The sequence below is a fragment of the Acinetobacter sp. 22323 genome, from assembly GCF_052044895.1.
Taxonomy (GTDB): Bacteria; Pseudomonadota; Gammaproteobacteria; order Pseudomonadales; family Moraxellaceae; genus Acinetobacter; species Acinetobacter schindleri.
On the sequence record NZ_JBQEOL010000010.1, the window covers coordinates 29,257 to 50,320 of the forward strand.

Below are 21,064 nucleotides of genomic sequence, written 5' to 3' on the forward strand. Positions count from 1 at the left end.
TAGCACTGCAAGCAAAGCTTTAAAAAAAAGTGCAGTTTTTTGCTCGATTAAATACTTTTTAAACAATTTATCTGTTTTTATACACTTATTGTGCGAAAAAGCTCCGCTTTCTATCCAATAGTCGAAAATCCGCCGAAAAACGGAAACTTAAACAGATTATTGCAATCATTTACGTGCAGTCTGAGCGCACATGTCTTATGCTAATCCCATCTCCTAGGAAAATTTAAAGACATGATGAAAAATTGGGTCGATCCTGAAGCAAAAGCTGAAGCTGAACGTTATGACAACCCTATCCCAAGTCGCACGCTGATTTTAGAAACCATAGAAAAGAATAATGCCCAGTCGCATGCCGACCTGGTGGAACATTTTGAAATTGCAGATCAAAAAAGTATTGATGCCCTGAGTCACCGCCTGATTGCCATGGTGCGTGATGGCCAGTTAATGAAAGATGGTTATAAATTCCAGATTGCTACTGAACAACCGGAATATGAAGCCACGGTATATATCAATTCTAAAGGCATGGGTACAGCCAATATTTCCGGTCAGGATGATCTGTTACTGCCCGAGCGTGAATTGCGCCAGGTCTTTAATGGTGACCGCGTTAAAGTCCGCCAAACTTCAGTCGACCGCAAAGGTAAGGCCTGGGGTTTTATTACTGAAGTGGTACAACATCGTGTCAAACAGGTTATTGGTAAAGTCTGCCAGCATGAAGGTGAATATTTCGTACAACCTGCCAGTCCGAATGCACATCAGCCGATCACCCTAGAAAAAGAACTGATTGAACATGCTCAGGTCAAAGTTGGTGATTCGATTCGTGTTGCGATTGATACCTATCCAACCAAAGAAGAATTTGCGACTGCGCATATTATCCAGTCAATGGCAGATAAAGCAGATACGGAAATCATCATTCCACAAACCATTCTGGAATATGGTCTGCCTTACGAATTCCCTGATGAAGTCATCAAAGAAGCAGAAAGTTTTAAAGAACCAAATGCTAAGGATCGAGAAGGTCGTATCGACCTGCGTGACCTGGCCTTAGTCACTATTGATGGTGAAGATGCTCGCGACTTCGATGATGCGGTGTATGCAGAGAAACGTCCTGGCGGTGGTTATCGTGTTGTCGTGGCAATTGCAGATGTGAGCCATTATGTCCGTGTTGGCAAGCCCCTGGATGACGAAGCCCAAGAACGCGGTACATCGGTTTACTTCCCGCATTATGTCTTGCCGATGCTGCCTGAAGCACTCTCCAATGGCTTATGTTCCTTAAACCCGAATGTTGACCGTCTCTGTATGGTTTGCGACTTAAAACTGTCACGTGCAGGCCGTGTGACCAGTTTTGAGTTCTACCCTTCTGTGATGCATTCCAAAGCGCGTCTGACCTATAACCAGGTTGCACAGTATTTTGAGGGTGACAGTAACGCGATTACTGAAGATCGTGATGTACGCAAATCACTGAATACACTGTTCCAGCTGTATCAGGTGCTGAAAGAATTGCGTGCGGATCGTCATGCAATGGAATTCGAAACTGTCGAAACCTATATGACTTTCGATGAGCTGGGTGGTATTCAAGAAATTCTGCCACGCACCCGTAATGATGCGCATAAGCTGATTGAAGAGTGCATGTTGCTCGCCAACGTGGCGGCGGCAGAGTATGCGCTGAAAAATGAAATTCCAATGCTGTACCGTGTGCATCAGCCACCAGAGTTTTCCCGTATTCAGAAAGTGCGTGACTTCGTCAAGCTACTCGGTCTGAAATTCCCGGAACAGCCCACCCAGAAAGATTATCAGGAAGTGATTGAAGCGACCAAAGACCGTATTGATGCCCCAAGTATTCATGCAGTCTTGTTACGCTCAATGATGCAGGCCTACTATGGCGCGAAGAATGATGGTCACTTCGGTCTGGCATATGATGCCTATACGCATTTCACTTCGCCGATCCGCCGCTACCCTGACCTGTTGTTACATCGGGCGATTAAAGCACAGTTGGCGCAGAAACCATATCCGATTTCGGGTGCATCGCTGGATGATGCCGGTGAGCATTTCTCTTCAACTGAGCGTCGTGCTGATGAAGCTTCACGTTCTGTAACGACCTGGTTGAAATGTCACTACATGCAGCAGCATCTGGGTGAAGAATTTGTTGGCATTATCAGTGCGACTGCAGAATTTGGTCTGTTTGTTACCCTGAAAGATCTCTATGTAGATGGCATGGTACATGTCAGCCAGCTCGGCGATGATTTCTTTATCTTTGATCAAAGCAGCCAAAGCCTGGTCGGTCAGAACCGTGGGCAAATCTTCGGTCTGGGGGATGAAGTCAAGATCAAGGTTGCCGGGGTGAATCTGGAAGAACGTAAGATTGACTTTGAACTGGTACAACAGTTAACCCATGCTGGCCGTCAAATCCGCGCCCGTGCACCACGTGTCGCAGAGAAAAAGCCTTTAGTCCGTCCGGAAGCTACTGAACAAGTCTTTGGCAAACATGAACGCGAGTCCAAAGCCAAAGATAATGCAGATGGAGAACAACCCATACGACGCAAAAAAGACAAAGGAAAACCCAGTTCCTACAGCAAAAAGCCTGCTAAAAAATCTGCAGGAAAGCCTGAAACAAAGGATAAAGGTAAGGTAAAGAAAAAAGCCAAAGCGAAAAAGAAAAAATCCAATGCCAAAGCAAAGGGTGAATGATTTTTGCTAAATAAAAAGAGCGCTACGGCGCTCTTTTTGTTTTAATATATCCATATAAAAATAAGCTACTTAAAAACAATGAATCCGCAAAAGATCTCGAAATATGATTATCACAACTATGTCTTGTTCGCATTTTTCTTGCTGACGATCTCAGCGCTTTTTGCCATCTTTAGCTTAGATTTCACCCCAACGGATCACGTCAAAATATGTGCTTTCATTTTAGCAATCGTTATGTATTTGGTGATTTTGATCTACTTTTATATGCTCCATCGACAGGGTGAATGGGTCATTCCCCGCACATGGAAAAATGCAAAGAAAAAACCGAAATTCTATTTCTTACTGCTACTGCCTCTTTTTGCAATTTTGATTTGTTATTTGAATCTGGTGTTTTATCCCCCTCTACTGCATACCCTTGTTTTTGGTACACCTAGTGTCGTGACCGTTGAGACAAGTGCAGTGAAAGAGCAGACATATAAACATGGCGTCAGCTATTTTTTGGATACAGCGTATGATGGATCTGGTATTTTTCGACTCAGTTCAAATGAATATGAACACTATAAAAATCAGGTTTTACAGATAAAGCTGTCCGTCATCCAAGGGCAATTTGGGACTTACATCAAAAAGATCGAATCCATCCAAATTGTCAAAGCAACACAGAATAAATAGCACCCAAGGCTTGATTTATCCTTCTAGAAGCCTTACTTCTACAAATAACACAGGAAATAAATCGGCAGACCGACATGACATTAGAAAAGGCAACCTTGCCTGTTCCAGAATTTGACCAAATTACCCTTGCAGACCTAAAACAAAAGATTGAACAGAGCATTGCCCAAGGTCAGGCATTTTTAAAAGAATTAACCGCTGTACCTGAATCTGTACAAGCACAGCTACAGGTACTCGAACACGTCGATACCCTTGAAAATAACATGAGTGAAGTATGGGGCGTACTTTCGCACCTGAATGCCGTGATGAACAATGCTGAAACTCGCGAAGTTTATCAGTCTTTACTCCCTGCTTTAAGTGAATACTACACCGCGCTTGGTCAACATACGGCGCTTTATCAAACTTATCAGCATGTGCATGATGCACCGGTATTTACTGACCTGCCTGCAGCACAGCAAAGCGCGATTAAACTTGCACTACGAGACTTCAAACTTTCAGGTGTCGCTTTAGAAGGTGAAGCGAAAAAACGTTATGCAGAAATTTCCGCACGTTTATCTCAGCTATCTTCAGATTTTTCCAATCATGTATTGGATGCGACTCAAGCCTACTTCAGACCATTAAATGAGGATGAACTGGCAGGCTTATCGGCAAACAATATTGGACTGCTCAAACAGTATGGCCAACAGCATAAATTGGATCAGCCCGTAGCCACCCTGGATTTCCCATCCTATTTAGCCATTATGACCCATTCAGAAAACCGCAGTCTGCGTGAGGAAATCTATAAGGCCTATACCACACGTGCATCAGATCAGTCCGACAAGTCTGAATTTGACAATACAGCTGTGATGGAAGAAATCCTGAATCTGCGTCAGGAAATGGCTGTGCTCCTCGGCTTTAACAACTATGCTGAATATTCACTGGCCAGTAAAATGGCACCAAGTGTTGACGCCGTAGATGAGTTTTTACGTGATCTGGCTGAGCATGCGCGTGCGCCTGCTGAAAAAGAGATTGCCGAGCTGAAAGCAATTGCAGCAGAAGATGGTATTACCGAGCTGCAACCTTGGGACAGCAGTTATTATTCTGAAAAGCTGAAAATGCAGCAGTTCAACCTGTCACAGGAAGCACTGAAACCTTATTTTCCGACCCCAAAAGTAATTCAAGGTCTATTCAGCATTGTGAACCGTCTGTATGGCATTCAGGTCATCGAACGTGAAGCTCCGCTTTGGCATCCGGATGCACATTATTTTGAACTGGAAGATCAGGGTGAAGTCATCGGTGGTTTCTACTTTGACCTGTATGCCCGTCAAGGTAAACGTGGTGGTGCCTGGATGAGTGGTTTCCGCTCTCGCATGCGTACCCATGACGGCTTACAAAAGCCCATCTGTTATATGGTCGGCAACTTTACCCCACCGGTCGGCGACAAACCCGCCCTGCTAAGCCATGATGAAGTGATTACCCTGTTCCATGAATTTGGTCATGGTCTGCATCATATGCTGACTGAAGTAGACAATATCTCTGTTGCCGGTACACATGGTGTGGCTTGGGATGCAGTTGAGTTACCAAGTCAGTTCATGGAATTCTGGGCCTGGGATCAGGACAGTCTAAATTTGCTCAGCGAGCATATAGAAACCAAAGAAGTCCTACCAGCAGATCTGCTGAAAGCCCTGCTAGATGCCCGCTTCTTCCAGTCAGGCATGCTAACATTGCGTCAATTCGAGTTTGCCCTGTTCGATCTGACCATTCACCGTGCCAATCCAGCGCTGAATGCTGAACAGGTTCAGGCGACCCTGAGTGAGATCCGAGACAAATATGCCGTGTTGCCAACGACACCGTATAACCGTTTCCAGCATAGCTTTAGCCATATCTTTGCAGGTGGCTATGCTGCCGGATATTATTCTTACAAATGGGCAGAAGTATTGGCCAGTGATGCCTTTGACCGTTTTGAAACAGAAGGCATTTTCAATACGGACACGGGTCACGCTTTCCGCAAGAACATTCTAGCAGTTGGTGGAAAAGACACTGCACTGGAGGCATTTGTGAACTTCCGAGGCCGTGAGCCAAAAATTGATGCTCTACTACGTCATCAAGGTTGGACGAATACATTAAAAAATGCTTAAACTAACGGTTTAAATTAATCAACAGGTGAGTATGATGACCATCAAACGTCGTTTCATTGCAGGTGCTAAATGTCCGAAATGTCAGGCGATGGATCGGATTGTCATGCTGACCTCCGGCGAGAATGAATGGATTGAGTGTATTGAATGTGGCTATGAGGAAAACCGTCCAACCCACGTTGAGCAACCTGAAGCTCCTGCTGTACCTGATGAAGTGGGTGTGATTCAGTTTAAACCGCGTTAAGTATAGAAAAATAAATAAGGTTGAACATATGAGTGTAGAGCAAAGGCATAGTTCTAAACTTTTAGTGGGGATTATTGGGGCTTTAGTTACTGTCGTGATTCTGGTATTTGCTTATCAGTGGTTCAGTGCATCTTCATCTCAGGAAATACCTGAACAGGAAACTGTAACAGTTACTCCTGCTCGAGAGCCTATTAAGACTGAGGCAACGGCTCAAGTAGCTCCAATTGAAACAGAAGCAAATCTTGCCAATCGATTGGTACAGGACGAGCTCATTAAAGCTCCAGTACCTGAAAACCCTGCACTGGCCAAAGAGGAAATCTCCCGTCTGGAAGATATCCAGTCACAGCTAGATGAGCAAAAAATCATGCTAGATGCTCAGCACAAAGATGCCGATGAACTGATCAGGCTGAAGGAAGAACAGATCAAGCTGCTGGAAGCCCAACTTGGAGAAAAATCATAATTTTTGATCAAATAGTTCGCTAGAATATTTCACAATCTTCTAACGATGCTTTTTCTTATGCCCAGCGCACTCCCTTCTGATCTGATTAAAGCCATCCTTTTGCTCACCTGCTCGGCTTTGCTGTTCTCTATGATGGGAGTGTGTATTCGTTATGCTTCACATACGGTTGATAACGCGACTGTCGTATTTTTCCGTAATGCGGTGGGTATGTTGTTATTCCTACCTTTGCTGCTCAGTAAAGGTATTGGTTTCTTTAAAACTGAAAAGTTATGGATGCATGTCTGGCGTTCTGTGGTGGGTTTAATGGCAATGTATGGTTTCTTCTATGCCATTGCCCATCTCAAGCTGTCTAATGCCATGGTGTTTACCTATTCCTCTCCAATTTTCATTCCCTTCATTGCCTGGCTATTTTTAAAAGAAAAGATCATCAAAGCGATGCTGCTTGCCGCTGCTATCGGATTTATTGGTGTCTTGTGTGTAACAAAGCCAGATTCGGGGCTGTTTAATCTCATGTCAGTGATTGGACTCGGTGCCAGCTTTTTAGCGGCTATGGCTTTTGTCACTGTACGTGCGCTGACAGATACTGAACCACCAGAACGGATCGTGTTCTATTTTTGCTTTATTGGCACACTGGTTTCAGTGATTCCGATGTTCTGGCACTGGCGCCCTTATCATCTAACTGAACTAGCTTATCTGATTGCAGCAGGCGTTTTGGCTAATATTAGCCAGATCCTGATGTCCAATGCCTACAAGCTGGCACCTGCCGGACAGATCGGACCTGTCAACTATGTGGCGATCATCTTTGCCGGAATTTGGGGCTATATCTTCTGGAAAGAAATCCCCGATATTATGGGCCTGCTTGGACTGGCTCTGATTTTCTCAGCCATTTTGCTATGTAGTCCTCTATTACAAAACAGCTTTAAACGAAATCATCCGTCCTCTTAAAGGCAGAAAAAAGCACCCGTAGGTGCTTTTTTAATATCCGGTGTTAGTGATACCAGCCGAACAGCTTGAACAGGTAGGGGACATAGGCAATGATCAGCATTGCTGGCAGTAACACAATTACGGGTAGAATCCAGCGTTCATAGCGGTAATAGAAGGACAAATGTCGTACCTCTGCATCTGCTTCTGCCACTTCAGCATCACCAATCGACTGCCGGGCCAGCAGATGATTCAATGCTACTGGTGGCGTCACATACCCCAGTTCAAAGCCAATCAGGGTAATCATCCAGAAATGTACCGGATGAATGCCATATTGGTACGCTACCGGCGCTACCGTTGCGGAAATCAGAATCACGGCGCCGAACGGATCCATGATCATGCCCACAAAGATCATCAAGCCAACAATCATGGTAATGACCAGAATCGTGCTGTTAATATCTGTCGGGAAAGCTTCCATGATTTCCAGACGCTCCAGCAAACCGCCAACGCTAACGGACAAAGCCATCAAAATGACCAGTGCACCGATATGCCCTACTGTTTCGCTGCTGGAGATATGCATGGATTTCCAGAAACCGAACTGACGTAAGGATGAACCAGGTGACGATTCAGGCTGTGCTGCTGTACCACCAATCCCATTCAGATTCATATTAAGACTTTCATCCCAATGCCCTACTGGTGGTATTGGTGCAGGCTGATGGCGCAGTTTGTCATACAGTACAATCATTAACAGGATGACTGGCATCATCACTGGTGCAGTGAACTCGTTCAGATTGGTCGACAATGCATATTTGTAAAACATCCAGATCAGTACAAAGATCACGATGTATGGAATCACAGCCAGGAAGGCACGACCTGATTGTGGTGCTGCTACGCCTGCTGGGGCAATACGGAACTTGCTTTCAGCAAAAAACAGTGAAATTACCAGGAACAGGGTCGAACTTAGTAAGAATACATACACACCGTAGTGATACAGCAAGTCTGTCGTTACTTCTTTATTTAATGAGGCTACAACCACAATTAATAGACATGGACGTAATACGACACCCAGAGAACCCGACATGGCAGTAGCTGCCAAGGCAAACTGACGGCGACCACCGGCATTCCAGACTTCCTTATAGATAATCGCACCAGCAGCAATCACGAAGATCCCTGATGCCCCGGTATAAGCGGTTGGCAATGCAGCTGCCAACAGGATTAACCAGGTCAGGGTTTCCGGTGCCAGATTCCATGGACGCAGAATATTCAGGAACATATCCACGACACGGGTCTGTTTCAGCAACATGCCGGCCCAGATAAACAGCGCCAGGTTCAGGAAGATGCTAGAGAACTCGACCAGCTGACCTAGATAAATCCCTTGCCCCATTGGATAATCCATGAAGAAGGTAAAGTTAATCCCGGTACTGATGGCCATATAGGCATACAGCGGTACGCTCAGGAAAGCCAGACCAAAACTGCCGCCTTCACGGGTAGGCTTCGGCAACTTAATCACCTGGAACAAGCTGATCAGGGTTAAGGTGCTAAACAGAATCATCCACAGCCAGTAGATGTATTTCATCTCTCCCATGGCCACGCCAGAGTTCAGTACTGACTGATACTGGCTATAAGATGAGAATGCCAGGAAGGCATTAGCGACGAGCATAGCCAGTGTATAGACCCGGAAATCAATTTTGGTGGCTGGGCTGCGCAGGCCAATATGATGGGTTTTCAAGGTCGCACTGATGGCAGCAAATACCACCATAATCACCAGCAGCAATGCACGGTTTTCCACACCAAACTTGAACAGACCAAAGAAACTGGTTTCAAAGCTACGGTAAGCACGAATACTCGGATGAGCATTGATATGATTTATGGCTTGGGTATAAAAAGCATGAGACTCTTCACAAACCTGTTGCGCCTGCATGACTGCTGCACGTACATCCGCCTCGGAACGCACGCCAAAAAAATCGGCATATTCATCGGCAGCATCAGCTTTCATCTGCTGTTGGACACGGCTATCGACATCGATGTTCCGTTCACATTGCGGTCGGGTTGGTTCAGCACGTAGGAATGAATACTGCATCCCCGTAGCTGGGTCGCCATAAAGCCGTTCACCCATGCGCAGCAATTGCCCATGGATCATTTCACCCGTACCAATGACAAGAGTCAGTAACAGCAAGACCAGTACGACAAATGTCGAGATCCATTCTGTCCAGATATAACGCAACAGACCTAGTCCCGATCTGTTTTCAGCATCATTTTGCATGTGTATTCCTATTGTTATTCTCTGGGAATGTCCACCATACTTGGCTTCACTTTCCCTTTGTCTTGTAAGTCCGATTTACAGACCAATCTGATTATTATGCTTCTGACTCTGCACCAGACTGTGCGAAATGAAAATGACAATTTGCATTTTCTTTTTTGTTATTTATGCCAACTGCATCATTGATCCAGCCAGTAATTACCAATGATATATAGATTGGCCACTACAATCCCCCAGATCACCCCCAGCAAATGCGCTTCAACCAGTACCGGACTACCAATCAATTGGGCCGTGCCCTCACTGCCGATGGTATTTTCCCAGACCAGCTTGGCAAAAATCAGAAACAATACCAAAGCTGCAAAACTGCGTTCTTTCTTATACAACAGATGCACACAGGCCACGGCGGCATACGCACCATGCAAGACACCCGACAGTCCAGCATAAGCCTCGATATCTGGCAGGAAATAATAAAAGCTAAGACTGATCAGCGGAGGCAAGACCAGTAGAATACTGACGAAGTTCCACACCGAAACACGTGGAAAGATAAAGGGCAAGCAGATAAAGGCCAGCATATTAAGGAAATAGTGTGTCCAGCCAACGTGCACCCAATGTGCCGTCCACAGCCGCCAGGGCTCACTTATCAGGCTAGCTTGCCAAAAGATAAAATTATCTTTAAAAATCTGCAGCCATGCGCAGAAAGCAACAAAGACTGCCAGAAAGACAATCTTGTTACGAAGATAGTGATCATGCATCTGCATCGCTTAGTCCCTTAACGTATGTCAATTTAGGTCCGCCTTAACGTACGGACCTGACTGGATCAGGAATCCGCATTAAACAGATCATCAAGGTCAGATGCTGTATCCGCTTCATCCCAGAAACGTTGCATGCCATCGTCTCCAGTGCGAACGCCGGTATGCTCGGTCCAGTAACGGTCTGCAATGCCACCCACCATAATCGAAGCCATACTGTCGATCAGCTTGAATTGTGGATTGACCGGTTTTTCATCAGAACGTGCCTGTGCAAAAGTTTTCAGCGCATCACGCAACTTGGCATCATCACCTGATGCCTGAGCAGCTACAGCATAAAGTGCATGTGATAAACGTACACCTTTCTGTTCACCAATCTGGGTCGACTGTTTCAAGGTCTGATATGGATCCGGCTTGCCATCACCTGCGCCTGGCAACAAGGTCCAGATCACGGCACGTGTAGCATTTGGTGCACCCCAGAATTTTTCATTGTTCAGACAGGTCATCCCGCGTTCTACCACAGCAGCGATGTCCTTCGGTACCTGCACCGCTCCACCCGAGTTAATATCATTGGTCATGGCTTGTAGGCCACTGAGCATGCCCAGCAGATAGACAGTCTGTTCTGTATCACCCTTCAAGGTTGGGCAACTCTCACCCAGCGCGACATTATATTTTTTCTCGTAACGCTTCTGGAACATCTGGTAACCGTTATATTGACGCTGTGCAGCCAATGCTGCCCAACGTTTCTGCTCTACGCGAGCATCCTGCGCCTCAGTAACCTGATTGGCTTTAGATGCACGCATATAGCGTAGTTCGGCATCTAGCGCTTTCTGCTCCGCACAAATACCGGCTGCAGAGTACATCAGTACGGCAACACGGGTTGGATCTGCCCCCATCTCCTTGGTTGACATGATCGCTGGTGTTAAGGCATTGCCTGAATTACACACCATTTCTGCATCATCCATCGCCAGAATTGGTGGCACTATATGTTTTTCAGTGAAACCCAGCGCCACATTGGCACCCGTTTTAACCACCTGTGAGCAACCTGTTAAAGCCGTTGTTGTTATTACTATGGCCGCCATACCCTGGCATATTTGTTGGACTTTTGACATTTTCCTGTCCTCTATAATTGTGATTATGTCCATGCTGCTAAACATAGCAGATGAACTATATGAATTAAAGAGTATTTACTCTAAATTAGATGAGTCACTTTGCCATTGATTACCGGTTCTGCAATTGACTTGATCGAAAGAAATACTGAATTTTGGGCAAAAAAAAGTAGCATTGCGACGGTTCAGCACATGCTACTTATTAACTGGGAAAGCTTTAACTTATCGTTTTAGCTTATTAATGTGATTGAGTTGAAATTTGTTCCCTAACTATAGTGCCGAGTCGTCCAATGACCAGTGCCAGAATTACCGCGATTACTGGAAATATCCACGTTGGAAATTCCATATTAATCTCCTCTGTTGACTTCGGTGATTCAAATGTACCTGTTTAAAATAAAAGCAATTAAGAAAATTGTCAGACAATTCAAATATTTTCCAAAGAATTATGTGAATTGTCTGACAAAGGATCAGTATATAAAGATAAGAATTTGAAAAATATATAATTTTAATTTTAATTTTAATTTTGATGAAAATACCGATTGTCTGGCAATCAGATCATTTTCGTAAGGACTTTCAATGACTTCCATTGTTGTGTTGGTAACTGGTCACACCAGATCAGCAATGGCGGTACTTTGGCATGCTGAAAATACACCACCAGATAAGCTTGGTGATCAATCACATGACTGATCTGGGCACGCTGTATGCGCTGATCATGATGGGTAATGCTCCATTCCCGACCATCCAGATATTCAAACTGGGCGATCTGCGGACGCTTGCGATAAAACAGATGATAGATGATCAGTCCTGCAACCAGACAGATTCCCCATAGCCATAAGGGCAATAACTGGTACATCACAAACATCAACACAATAAAAATGAAAAACTGAAACGCAAGTGCAAGCAGGCTGCGTTTCAGCTGATAACAACGATTATCCATGAACGTAGTGTTTAAGCTTGTTAATAAACTCACGTAATTCAGGACGTGGCGGTTCGGATACTTCCATAAACCAGTCCAGCAGGTCCGGGTCTTCTTGCGCTACGAGTTCAGCAAACATTTCTTTTTCAAATGGGTCTGCTGTCAAATAGCAGTTTTTGACATAGGGATCAAAATACACATCCAACTCTTTAAGACCACGACGTGCGCGGTAAATCACTTTACGCTCTTCCAGGCTGATGTCTTCAGTCATCATATTTCCCCAACGTGTTAAAAACATGAGTAGTTTACCTAAGCGCCAAGTAATTTTCGAGGGAATTGGCGGAAAGCATCAGCATTATCTGTATTTTGTACATTTCGCACATTGTCCCCAGATAGACCCTGCCCTTATGTTCATGAGAACAATAACCAGAACAAGGAATCCTGATCATGCAATCTGCTGCGATTCGACCAATGTCGCATCTTTTACCGCGTACTTTGTTTAATGCTGAGCATGATGCTTTCCGCGAGACGGTGCGCAAATTCTATCAAAAGGAAGTCATTCCGCATACCGAACGCTTCGAACAGCAACAACACGTAGATCGCGAACTATGGAATAAGGCAGGAAGCCTAGGGCTACTCTGCCCGACTTTACCAGAACAATATGGTGGTTCAGGTGTGGATCGGCTTTACAGTATGATTCTGATTGAAGAACAAGCTTATGCCGGTGATTCAGCGACCGGTTTTTCCCTACATTCCGATATCGTCGCGAATTATATTCTGAATTTCGGCAATGAAGCCCAGAAACAGCAATGGCTAGCAAAAATGGCCAGTGGCGAAGTGATTACTGCGATTGCGATGACTGAACCCGGCACAGGTTCAGATCTTCAGGCTGTACGCACCAGTGCCGTGTTGGAGGGTGATGAGTATGTGATTAATGGCTCGAAAATATTTATCACCAACGGCTATCTTTGCGATATGGCAATTGTAGTGTGTAAAACAGGCGATAGTGACAAAGGCTCAGCTAATCTTTCATTGATCATGGTAGAAGCTGACCGTGCTGGTTTTAGTAAAGGCAAACCGCTAAATAAAATCGGCATGAAAGGCCAGGATACCTGTGAACTATTCTTTGATAACGTGCGTGTTCCTAAAGAAAATTTATTGGGTATGCCCGGTATGGGTTTTATGATGCTGATGAAAGAACTGGCCTGGGAACGCCTGATTGTGGCAATGATCTGTCAGGCAGGCGCTGAAGCTGCTTTTGCACATACGGTGAAATACACTAAGGAACGTCAGGCTTTTGGCAAACCTATCTCAGCATTTCAGAACACTCGTTTTAAGCTGGCGGAACTACGTACTGAAATCGAAATCTGTCGAGCTTATCTGGATTGTTGTATGCAACAACAGTTACAGCAACAGCTAGGCGTAGATGCAGCTGCTGCCGCAAAATACAAAATTTCAGAAATGTTCAGTAAGGTAGTCGATGAATGTCTGCAACTACATGGTGGATATGGCTATATGCTGGAATATCCAATTGCTCGTGCCTACATCGATCATCGTGCGAACCGTATATATGCTGGAACCAATGAAATCATGAAAGAATTGATCTCACGAGCAATTTAATTAAGATCATATAAACAGATAACAAAAGGAGCATTTAATGCTCCTTTTCTATAGGTTCAGATATTAAGATACTAGACGTGGTTTAACTTTTTTGCCGTTAACTTTTCCCTGTTCAACTTTAGATTTAAACTGAAGAATATCATCCTCGAAAGTTGCAGTTTTAAGATCTTTACGGTCAGCTAAATAATTATTGCTGACACGCCAAGGGCCATGCTTACCTTGTTTTGGCATGACGTTTGCGGCACGGGCAATATAACCTGAGGTCAGGCTACCCATCACCGTATCTTCGAGTAACTCTGCAGCATTACCTTCGGGTAATACCTCATCAAAACCGTTCATATCCATATAGTTCAGCAGACGGCAGATATATTCGGCTGCGATGTCTACTTTCAGTGTCCAAGATGCATTGATATAGCCAATAATCAGCGCCATATTCGGAATATCACTCACCATCACGCCGCGATACAGCATATGTTTGGAAGTATCGATGGGCTTGCCATCGATGGAAGCCTGCATCCCACCCAAAATCTGAATATTTAATCCTGTTGCTGATACGATAATATCGGCATCAAGATGTTTACCGGATTTAAGCCGAATACCGGTTTCAGTAAATCTCTCGATATGGTCAGTTTCTACCGATGCACGACCTTCACGTAAAATTTTGAATAAATCTCCATCCGGTACCACGCACAGACGCTGATCCCAAGGCTCATAGTCCGGGGTAAAGTGTTTCATATCCACCTTACCCTTAAGTTGGAACTTCACCGCATTTAAAAGCAGCTTTTTAAGCAATTTTGGCTGTTTTTGTGCCAGCGCATAAATCCCGCGCTGCATACCAATGTTTCGTGCACGGGTAAGCTTATAAGCAATATCTTCAGACAGATACTTACGCATCTTGTCATAGACCATATCAATGGATGGTACCGAAGCAATATAAGTCGGTGAACGCTGCAACATAGTCACATGGCCTGCTCCACCTTTGACCATCGCTGGAACTAACGTAATAGCAGTTGCACCACTACCAATAATTACCACTTTTTTACCGCTATAATCGAAGTTCTCAGGCCAATGTTGCGGATGAATAAAAGTTCCTTTAAATGCATCTTGATTTGGAAATTCTGGTTGAAAACCTTGGTCATAATTATAATAACCAGTACAACCCAAAACAAAATTCGCTACCCAAGTTTCATTCTTACCTTGAGCATTTTCGATTTTCACTGACCATTTATGCGTATGCGTATCATAATTGGCATTTAAAACACGGTGCTGATAATGAATTCTGGATTCAAGTTGGCATTCTTCTACTACTTCAGACAGATAGTTCTTAATTGATGCACCGTCAGCCAACACGCTGGCTTTTTTCCAAGGTTTAAAATTAAAGCCGAAAGTCGACATATCAGAATCTGAACGGATGCCCGGATATTTAAATAAATCCCAAGTACCACCTACGCTTTCCCGACGTTCAATAATTTCAAAAGAACGCTTCGGACAATTTTTAGAAAGATGTACTGCTAAACCAATTCCCGAGATCCCCGCACCCACAATTAAGATATCAACCTGTTTTTCCATATTCTTCTTTTAACCCAAGTTTGTCATTTATTTTATTAAAGCACAAAACTGACAATACTCCATGTCAAGTTTGTATGTTTGCCCTATTTTTTTTATCTTTTGGGGACATTTTTATAGCTAAACCGATAATCAATTTATAAAAAGATAAGTTTTAGGCATCAAAAAAGGCCGGTTTATTCAACCGACCTTTCCGAACAACGTTTGCTGCTCTTCACGAAATTAGTTAACTTCGCGATCTACTAGCTCAACGTAAGCCATCGGTGCAGCATCACCTGCACGGAAGCCCGCTTTAAGAACACGTAGATAACCGCCGTTACGCTCTTTGTAACGAGGGCCAAGAACGGTAAATAATTTACCAACAGTTGCAGCTGAACGAGTACGAGCAAACGCCAAACGACGGTTTGCTACTGTATCGACTTTAGCTAAAGTGATTAAAGGCTCAGCAACACGGCGTAATTCTTTTGCTTTAGGCACAGTTGTTTTGATCAACTCGTGCTCGAACAAAGAGTTAGCCATGTTTTGGAACATCGCTTTACGATGACTGCTTGTACGGCCTAATTTCACACCACTATTACGATGACGCATGGTGATAGTCCTACTTAATTAACGGCTACGATAGGCGAAACGATCGTCCATACGGAGACTAGCTGGTGGCCAGTTCTCTAAACGCATGCCGAGTTGTAAGCCTTTAGAAGCCAGAACATCTTTGATCTCAGTAAGCGATTTTTTACCCAGGTTAGGAGTTTTAAGCAACTCAACCTCAGTACGCTGTACAAGATCACCAATGTAGTAAATGTTTTCTGCTTTCAAACAGTTAGCAGAACGAACAGTTAGCTCTAGATCATCCACTGGACGAAGCAAAATCGGATCAACTTCTTCACGAGGTTCTTGAGCAACAGGAGCTTGATCTTTCTGAAGGTCAACAAAGATTGCAATTTGTTGTTGCAAGATTGTTGCCGCTTTGCGGATTGCTTCTTCAGGATCAACTGTACCGTTAGTTTCAAGATCAATGATCAGTTTATCAAGGTCAGTACGTTGTTCTACACGAGCATTTTCAACTGTGTAAGACACACGTTTGATCGGGCTGTAAGAGGCATCTAACTGTAAACGACCCACTGGGCGAGTCTCGCCTTCTGGGAAACGTGAGTCAGAAGTCTCGTAGCCACGACCTTGAGCCACTTTCAGGCGCATCTTAAGATTGCCTGAAGCACTTAATGTGCCGATCAAGTGTTCAGGGTTAACCACTTCAACATTATGAGGTAAACGAAGGTCAGCCGCAGTTACATCGCCTGGGCCTTGTTTCTCTAATGTTAAATAAGCTTCATTTTGATCGAACAGCTTAATAGACAATCCTTTTAGGTTCAGCAAGAGCTCGACGATGTCCTGCTGCAAGCCTTCCAAAGTACTGTACTCGTGCTCAACACCTTCAATCTCAACTTCAACCACAGCAGCGCCAGGCAAAGAAGAAAGAAGGATGCGACGTAAAGCATTGCCCAGAGTATGACCAAAGCCACGCTCTAAGGGTTCTAGAATAACTTTTGCCGAGGTCCCGCTTGCCGCTTCGACCTTGATCGCTTGCGGAGTTAGAAACTCATTTGCAGTACGCGTCATATTGCTACCTCAAGGATTATTTAGAATACAATTCTACAATCAAGCTTTCGTTGATTTCAGCAGGTAAATCAGAACGATCCGGTGCAGCTTTGAACGTACCTTCTAGTTTAGAATGATCTACTTCCATCCAAGAAGGAATGCCACGTTGAGCAGCTAATTCAATTGCGTTTTTGATACGTAATTGTTGTTTAGCGCCTTCGTGAACTGCAATCACGTCACCAGCTTTAACTTGGATAGACGCGATGTTAACGCGACGGCCATTTAAAGTGATTGAACGGTGAGATACTAACTGACGAGCTTCAGCACGTGTAGAACCAAAACCCATGCGATAAACAACGTTATCAAGACGGCTTTCAAGTAACTTTAACAAGTTCTCGCCAGTTGCGCCTTTAACACGAGCTGCTTCTTTATAGTAGTTACTAAATTGACGCTCTAAAACACCGTACATACGACGTACTTTTTGTTTTTCACGTAATTGTAGTGAGTACTCAGATTGTTTGCTGCCACGCGCACCACCGTGTTGGCCAGGCGCTTTAGCATGTTTTTTAGTCTTAACGTCAAATGGTTTAACGCCAGATTTTAATTGCAGGTCTGTCCCTTCGCGGCGAGAGAGTTTGCATTTTGGACCAATATAACGAGCCATGAATGTTTCTCCTTACACGCGACGTTTTTTAGGTGGACGGCAACCGTTGTGAGGAATTGGAGTCACATCGGTAATGCTATTAATTTTATAACCCACTGCACCTAAAGCACGAACCGCAGATTCACGACCTGGACCAGGGCCTTTAACAAGGACGTCCAAGTTTTTCAAACCGTAATCCAAAGCTGCTTTACCAGCAACTTCAGCAGCTACCTGAGCAGCGAACGGAGTTGATTTACGTGATCCACGGAAGCCTTGTCCACCTGAAGTGGCCCAAGCCAGTGCATTACCTTGACGATCGGTAATAGTCACAATGGTGTTATTAAAAGAAGCGTGAATGTGTGCAACACCTTCAGAGACGGTACGAGTGACCTTCTTGCGTGTGCGAGTATCTTTAGCCATCTTTTAGCTTCCAGAAATCTTATTTCTTAATTGGTTTGCGCGGACCTTTACGGGTACGTGCGTTAGTTTTGGTGCGTTGACCGCGGACAGGCAAGCTGCGACGATGACGAAGACCGCGATAGCAGCCTAAATCCATTAAACGTTTGATGTTCATGGAAATTTCGCGACGTAAATCACCTTCGGTCGGAACCTTAGCAACTTCTGCACGAATCGCATCAAGCTGAGCGTCATCTAATTCACGGATCTTAGTCGTTGGAGCAATACCTGCAGCAGCTAAGATAGCTTTTGAAGTATGGCGACCAATACCAAAGATATACGTTAGAGAGATAACAGCATGCTTGTTATCCGGAATGTTTACACCGGCAATACGAGCCATTCAATTTTCTCCAAAAAGGCAGTAGAGATAATCAACCGCCCCACAAAAATCTTGAGGGGCGGATAATAACCTAATTCGCCTACTGAAATCAACAGGTCTTGATCAGATTAACCTTGACGCTGCTTATGACGAGGTTCTGCGCTACAAATTACGCGGATAACCCCATTACGACGGATAACTTTACAGCTACCACAAATTTTCTTTACAGAAGCTTGTACTTTCATGATGAAACCTCTAAGTGCGCTATCCCTTAGGATGAGCAGTCGTTTTTCTCATTAATGTTTGATTGTCATACTGGTGCGAAGTGAGATGTGCTTGTAGCTGAGCCATAAAGTCCATCACCACCACTACCACGATTAGCAACGATGTTCCGCCCAAGCTGAATGGAATACCAAAAGAGCTTTGCAGGATCATCGGCATTAAACAGATGACAGTGATGTAAATCGCGCCAATGAAGGTCAAACGATTGAGAATATGATCTAAGTAACGAGCAGTTTGCTCACCTGGACGAATACCAGGCACGTAAGCTCCGCTGCGTTTCAAGTTTTCTGACACTTCTTTAGGGCTAAATACTAGCGCAGTATAGAAGTAACAGAAAAAGATAATTAACGCACCAAAGAGCACCAAATACAACGGCTGACCAGGCGACAACACCAATGCCAAATCTTGCAGACTACGCTTGATAATTCCTGCATCAGGATCTGCACTGCCAACCCACTGACCTAAGCTCGCTGGGAACAAAAGCAATGAACTTGCAAAAATTGCAGGAATCACACCGGCCATATTAATTTTTAATGGCAAATGTGTCTGCTGTGCAGTAAATACGCGACGACCCTGCTGCTTCTGAGCATAGTTGACCGGAATACGACGTTGCGCCTTCTCGATAAACACAATTGCTGCAAGCACGGCGATGGATAACAATGCAAATATCGCCAGACCAATAAGACTAGACTGACCATTATCGACAGAAGTCAGGGACTGCATAACCAAAGTTGGCAGACCTGCAACAATACCTGCGAAGATGATCATGGAAATACCATTCCCCACCCCACGCTCGGTAATCTGTTCACCCAACCACATCAGGAACATGGTCCCCGCAACCAATGAGGTTACTGCAGGAACATAAAAAGCCAGACCAGAGGTCAGGGTAATTCCCTGGCTGATCAAGCCCGCGCACATACCGACCGCTTGCACAAATGCAAGGAACAGTGTGCCCTGTCGTGTGTATTGATTTATTTTACGTTTGCCTTGCTCGCCTTCTTTCTTTAAAGCTTCCAGCGAAGGAACGACTGTTGACATCAGCTGCACGATAATCGATGCAGAGATGTATGGCATAATCCCAAGAGCAAGAATAGACATTCGCTCCAATGCACCACCAGAGAACATGTTAAACAAACCAAGGATCGTACCTTGGTTTGCATTAAACAAATTCTCCAGCGCAGCATTGTTAATGCCCGGTACTGGAATATGTGCTCCCAGTCGAAACACCAACAACGCACCAATGAGAAACATCATTCGACGAATAATTTCACGGTATTTCACATGAAATGGTTGGCCTTTCATCATGTTGACATGACCTGAAGAACTAGGAGACATAGACACTGGAGATTACTCCTCGACTTTACCGCCAGCAGCTTCAACAGCAGCTTTAGCGCCTTTAGTCAACACAACACCTTGTACAGTGAATGCGCGAGTAATTTCACCAGAAAGTACGATACGTGCACGAGTCATGTCTTTACGTACAACGTTCGCAGCTTTTAAAGTTTCTAGAGACACGATGTCGCCTTCAACTTTAGCAAGCTCAGATAAACGTACTTCAGCAGTTTTCAAAGCCTGTTGGCTAGTGAAACCGAATTTAGGCAAACGACGATAAAGTGCTGTTTGACCGCCTTCGAAACCTGGACGAGTACCACCGCTCTTACGTGAGTTTTGACCTTTGACACCACGGCCACCGGTCTTACCAACGCCAGAACCAATACCACGGCCTAGACGTAGGTTGTCACGCTTAGCACCTTCTGCAGGTGCAATAGTATTTAAACGCAGAGTCATGGCTTATTCCTCTACACTAACCATATAGTAGACTTGGCTGATCATACCACGGTTAGATGGAGTGTCTAACACTTCAACAGTATGACCAATACGACGCAGACCTAAACCTTTAAGGCTCAGCTTGTGATTTTTCAAGCGATGCGATGCAGATTTAGTCTGGGTAACTTTAATCGTTTTCATGATTATTACCCTTGAATTTGTTCTACTGAAAGACCACGTTTCGCAGCAACTTTCTCAGGAGAAGTCATATCACGCAGACCTTTAAAAGTCGCGTTAACTACGTTAGCAGCGTTAGTAGAACCGTAACATTTAGCAAGTACGTTGTGTACACCAGCAGCTTCAAGAACGGCACGCATAGCGCCACCAGCGATTACGCCAGTACCTTCAGAAGCAGGCTGCATGTAAACACGGCTTGCACCGTGACGAGCATTCACAGGGTGTTGTAAAGTCGTACCAGCAAGATCTACAGTGATCATGTTGCGACGAGCAGCTTCAAGTGCTTTAGAAATAGCAGCTGGAACTTCACGTGCTTTACCACGACCAAAACCTACGCGACCATTACCATCACCTACCACAGTCAATGCTGTGAAAGAGAAGATACGACCACCCTTAACAACTTTGGCTACACGATCAACGGCAACCAGCTTTTCAACAAGACCTTCGTTTTGTTCAACTTTAGCCATGA

At 44.6% G+C, this 21,064-nt stretch carries 23 protein-coding genes; 7 read left to right on the top strand and 16 right to left on the bottom strand.

Going from position 1 to position 21,064, the window contains the following annotated elements:
- Positions 1-231 precede the first annotated feature (231 nt).
- From rnr to ACTJIX_RS08255, 6 genes are all read left to right on the top strand, one after another.
- Positions 232-2,679 (top strand): ribonuclease R, encoded by a 2,448-nt coding sequence (gene rnr, locus ACTJIX_RS08230; RefSeq protein ID WP_004896105.1) that lies wholly within the window; start codon positions 232-234, stop codon positions 2,677-2,679.
- 78 nt (positions 2,680-2,757) lie between these two features.
- The gene (locus ACTJIX_RS08235) at positions 2,758-3,345 is read left to right on the top strand and encodes a hypothetical protein (RefSeq protein ID WP_004896106.1); all 588 of its coding nucleotides are present in this window, start codon (positions 2,758-2,760) and stop codon (positions 3,343-3,345) included.
- 74 nt (positions 3,346-3,419) lie between these two features.
- Positions 3,420-5,459, top strand: coding sequence for a M3 family metallopeptidase (locus ACTJIX_RS08240; protein ID WP_440611341.1), 2,040 nt, complete (start codon positions 3,420-3,422; stop codon positions 5,457-5,459).
- A 40-nt stretch (positions 5,460-5,499) separates the two neighbouring features.
- Positions 5,500-5,700, top strand: coding sequence for a YheV family putative zinc ribbon protein (locus ACTJIX_RS08245; RefSeq protein WP_171058649.1), 201 nt, complete (start codon positions 5,500-5,502; stop codon positions 5,698-5,700).
- Between the two features lie 28 nt (positions 5,701-5,728).
- Positions 5,729-6,160 (top strand): hypothetical protein, encoded by a 432-nt coding sequence (locus ACTJIX_RS08250; protein ID WP_004896113.1) that lies wholly within the window; start codon positions 5,729-5,731, stop codon positions 6,158-6,160.
- A gap of 57 nt (positions 6,161-6,217) precedes the next feature.
- Positions 6,218-7,105, top strand: a complete 888-nt coding sequence (locus tag ACTJIX_RS08255) for a DMT family transporter (protein WP_004896116.1) — start codon at positions 6,218-6,220, stop codon at positions 7,103-7,105.
- 43 nt (positions 7,106-7,148) lie between these two features.
- Here the strand turns inward: ACTJIX_RS08255 and ACTJIX_RS08260 are convergent, their stop codons facing one another.
- From ACTJIX_RS08260 to ACTJIX_RS08280, 5 genes are all read right to left on the bottom strand, one after another.
- Positions 7,149-9,344 carry a TRAP transporter large permease subunit gene (locus tag ACTJIX_RS08260; RefSeq protein ID WP_004809766.1) on the bottom strand — a complete coding sequence of 732 codons (2,196 nt, stop codon included), beginning with the start codon at positions 9,342-9,344 and terminating at the stop codon, positions 7,149-7,151.
- 176 nt (positions 9,345-9,520) lie between these two features.
- A complete protein-coding gene (gene rrtA / locus ACTJIX_RS08265; protein ID WP_004809768.1) occupies positions 9,521-10,099 on the bottom strand; it encodes a rhombosortase in 579 nt (192 codons plus the stop codon).
- A 59-nt stretch (positions 10,100-10,158) separates the two neighbouring features.
- Complete coding sequence (locus tag ACTJIX_RS08270) at positions 10,159-11,199, bottom strand: hypothetical protein (RefSeq protein ID WP_004809769.1); 1,041 nt, start codon at positions 11,197-11,199, stop codon at positions 10,159-10,161.
- Between the two features lie 547 nt (positions 11,200-11,746).
- Positions 11,747-12,133 (bottom strand): hypothetical protein, encoded by a 387-nt coding sequence (locus ACTJIX_RS08275; protein WP_004809771.1) that lies wholly within the window; start codon positions 12,131-12,133, stop codon positions 11,747-11,749.
- Positions 12,126-12,383, bottom strand: a complete 258-nt coding sequence (locus ACTJIX_RS08280) for an FAD assembly factor SdhE (protein WP_008302635.1) — start codon at positions 12,381-12,383, stop codon at positions 12,126-12,128. Before ACTJIX_RS08280 ends, ACTJIX_RS08275 begins: the two co-directional genes overlap by 8 nt.
- A 176-nt stretch (positions 12,384-12,559) precedes the next feature.
- On the opposite strand from ACTJIX_RS08280, the gene ACTJIX_RS08285 reads away from it, so the two are divergent.
- Positions 12,560-13,732, top strand: coding sequence for an acyl-CoA dehydrogenase family protein (locus ACTJIX_RS08285; RefSeq protein WP_004809773.1), 1,173 nt, complete (start codon positions 12,560-12,562; stop codon positions 13,730-13,732).
- Positions 13,733-13,795: 63 nt separating this feature from the next.
- Here the strand turns inward: ACTJIX_RS08285 and ACTJIX_RS08290 are convergent, their stop codons facing one another.
- From ACTJIX_RS08290 to rpsE, 11 genes are all read right to left on the bottom strand, one after another.
- Complete coding sequence (locus ACTJIX_RS08290; RefSeq protein ID WP_004809775.1) at positions 13,796-15,301, bottom strand: flavin-containing monooxygenase; 1,506 nt, start codon at positions 15,299-15,301, stop codon at positions 13,796-13,798.
- 219 nt (positions 15,302-15,520) lie between these two features.
- The gene (gene rplQ, locus ACTJIX_RS08295) at positions 15,521-15,886 is read right to left on the bottom strand and encodes a 50S ribosomal protein L17 (RefSeq protein WP_004786886.1); all 366 of its coding nucleotides are present in this window, start codon (positions 15,884-15,886) and stop codon (positions 15,521-15,523) included.
- 18 nt (positions 15,887-15,904) lie between these two features.
- Positions 15,905-16,912, bottom strand: coding sequence for a DNA-directed RNA polymerase subunit alpha (locus tag ACTJIX_RS08300; protein ID WP_004809777.1), 1,008 nt, complete (start codon positions 16,910-16,912; stop codon positions 15,905-15,907).
- A 16-nt stretch (positions 16,913-16,928) separates the two neighbouring features.
- Positions 16,929-17,555, bottom strand: a complete 627-nt coding sequence (rpsD, locus tag ACTJIX_RS08305) for a 30S ribosomal protein S4 (protein ID WP_004809780.1) — start codon at positions 17,553-17,555, stop codon at positions 16,929-16,931.
- A gap of 12 nt (positions 17,556-17,567) precedes the next feature.
- Positions 17,568-17,954 carry a 30S ribosomal protein S11 gene (gene rpsK / locus ACTJIX_RS08310; RefSeq protein ID WP_001040166.1) on the bottom strand — a complete coding sequence of 129 codons (387 nt, stop codon included), beginning with the start codon at positions 17,952-17,954 and terminating at the stop codon, positions 17,568-17,570.
- Between the two features lie 19 nt (positions 17,955-17,973).
- The gene (gene rpsM / locus ACTJIX_RS08315; protein ID WP_004281492.1) at positions 17,974-18,330 is read right to left on the bottom strand and encodes a 30S ribosomal protein S13; all 357 of its coding nucleotides are present in this window, start codon (positions 18,328-18,330) and stop codon (positions 17,974-17,976) included.
- A 107-nt stretch (positions 18,331-18,437) separates the two neighbouring features.
- Positions 18,438-18,554: a 50S ribosomal protein L36 gene (rpmJ, locus tag ACTJIX_RS08320; RefSeq protein ID WP_000867907.1), complete on the bottom strand. Its 117-nt coding sequence runs from the start codon at positions 18,552-18,554 to the stop codon at positions 18,438-18,440.
- Positions 18,555-18,573: 19 nt separating this feature from the next.
- Positions 18,574-19,893 (bottom strand): preprotein translocase subunit SecY, encoded by a 1,320-nt coding sequence (gene secY / locus ACTJIX_RS08325; RefSeq protein ID WP_171056626.1) that lies wholly within the window; start codon positions 19,891-19,893, stop codon positions 18,574-18,576.
- Between the two features lie 45 nt (positions 19,894-19,938).
- Positions 19,939-20,379 (bottom strand): 50S ribosomal protein L15, encoded by a 441-nt coding sequence (gene rplO / locus ACTJIX_RS08330; protein WP_004809786.1) that lies wholly within the window; start codon positions 20,377-20,379, stop codon positions 19,939-19,941.
- Positions 20,380-20,382: 3 nt separating this feature from the next.
- Complete coding sequence (rpmD, locus tag ACTJIX_RS08335; protein ID WP_004896123.1) at positions 20,383-20,559, bottom strand: 50S ribosomal protein L30; 177 nt, start codon at positions 20,557-20,559, stop codon at positions 20,383-20,385.
- A gap of 5 nt (positions 20,560-20,564) precedes the next feature.
- Positions 20,565-21,062 (bottom strand): 30S ribosomal protein S5, encoded by a 498-nt coding sequence (rpsE, locus tag ACTJIX_RS08340; RefSeq protein WP_004657688.1) that lies wholly within the window; start codon positions 21,060-21,062, stop codon positions 20,565-20,567.
- Positions 21,063-21,064: the final 2 nt, after the last annotated feature.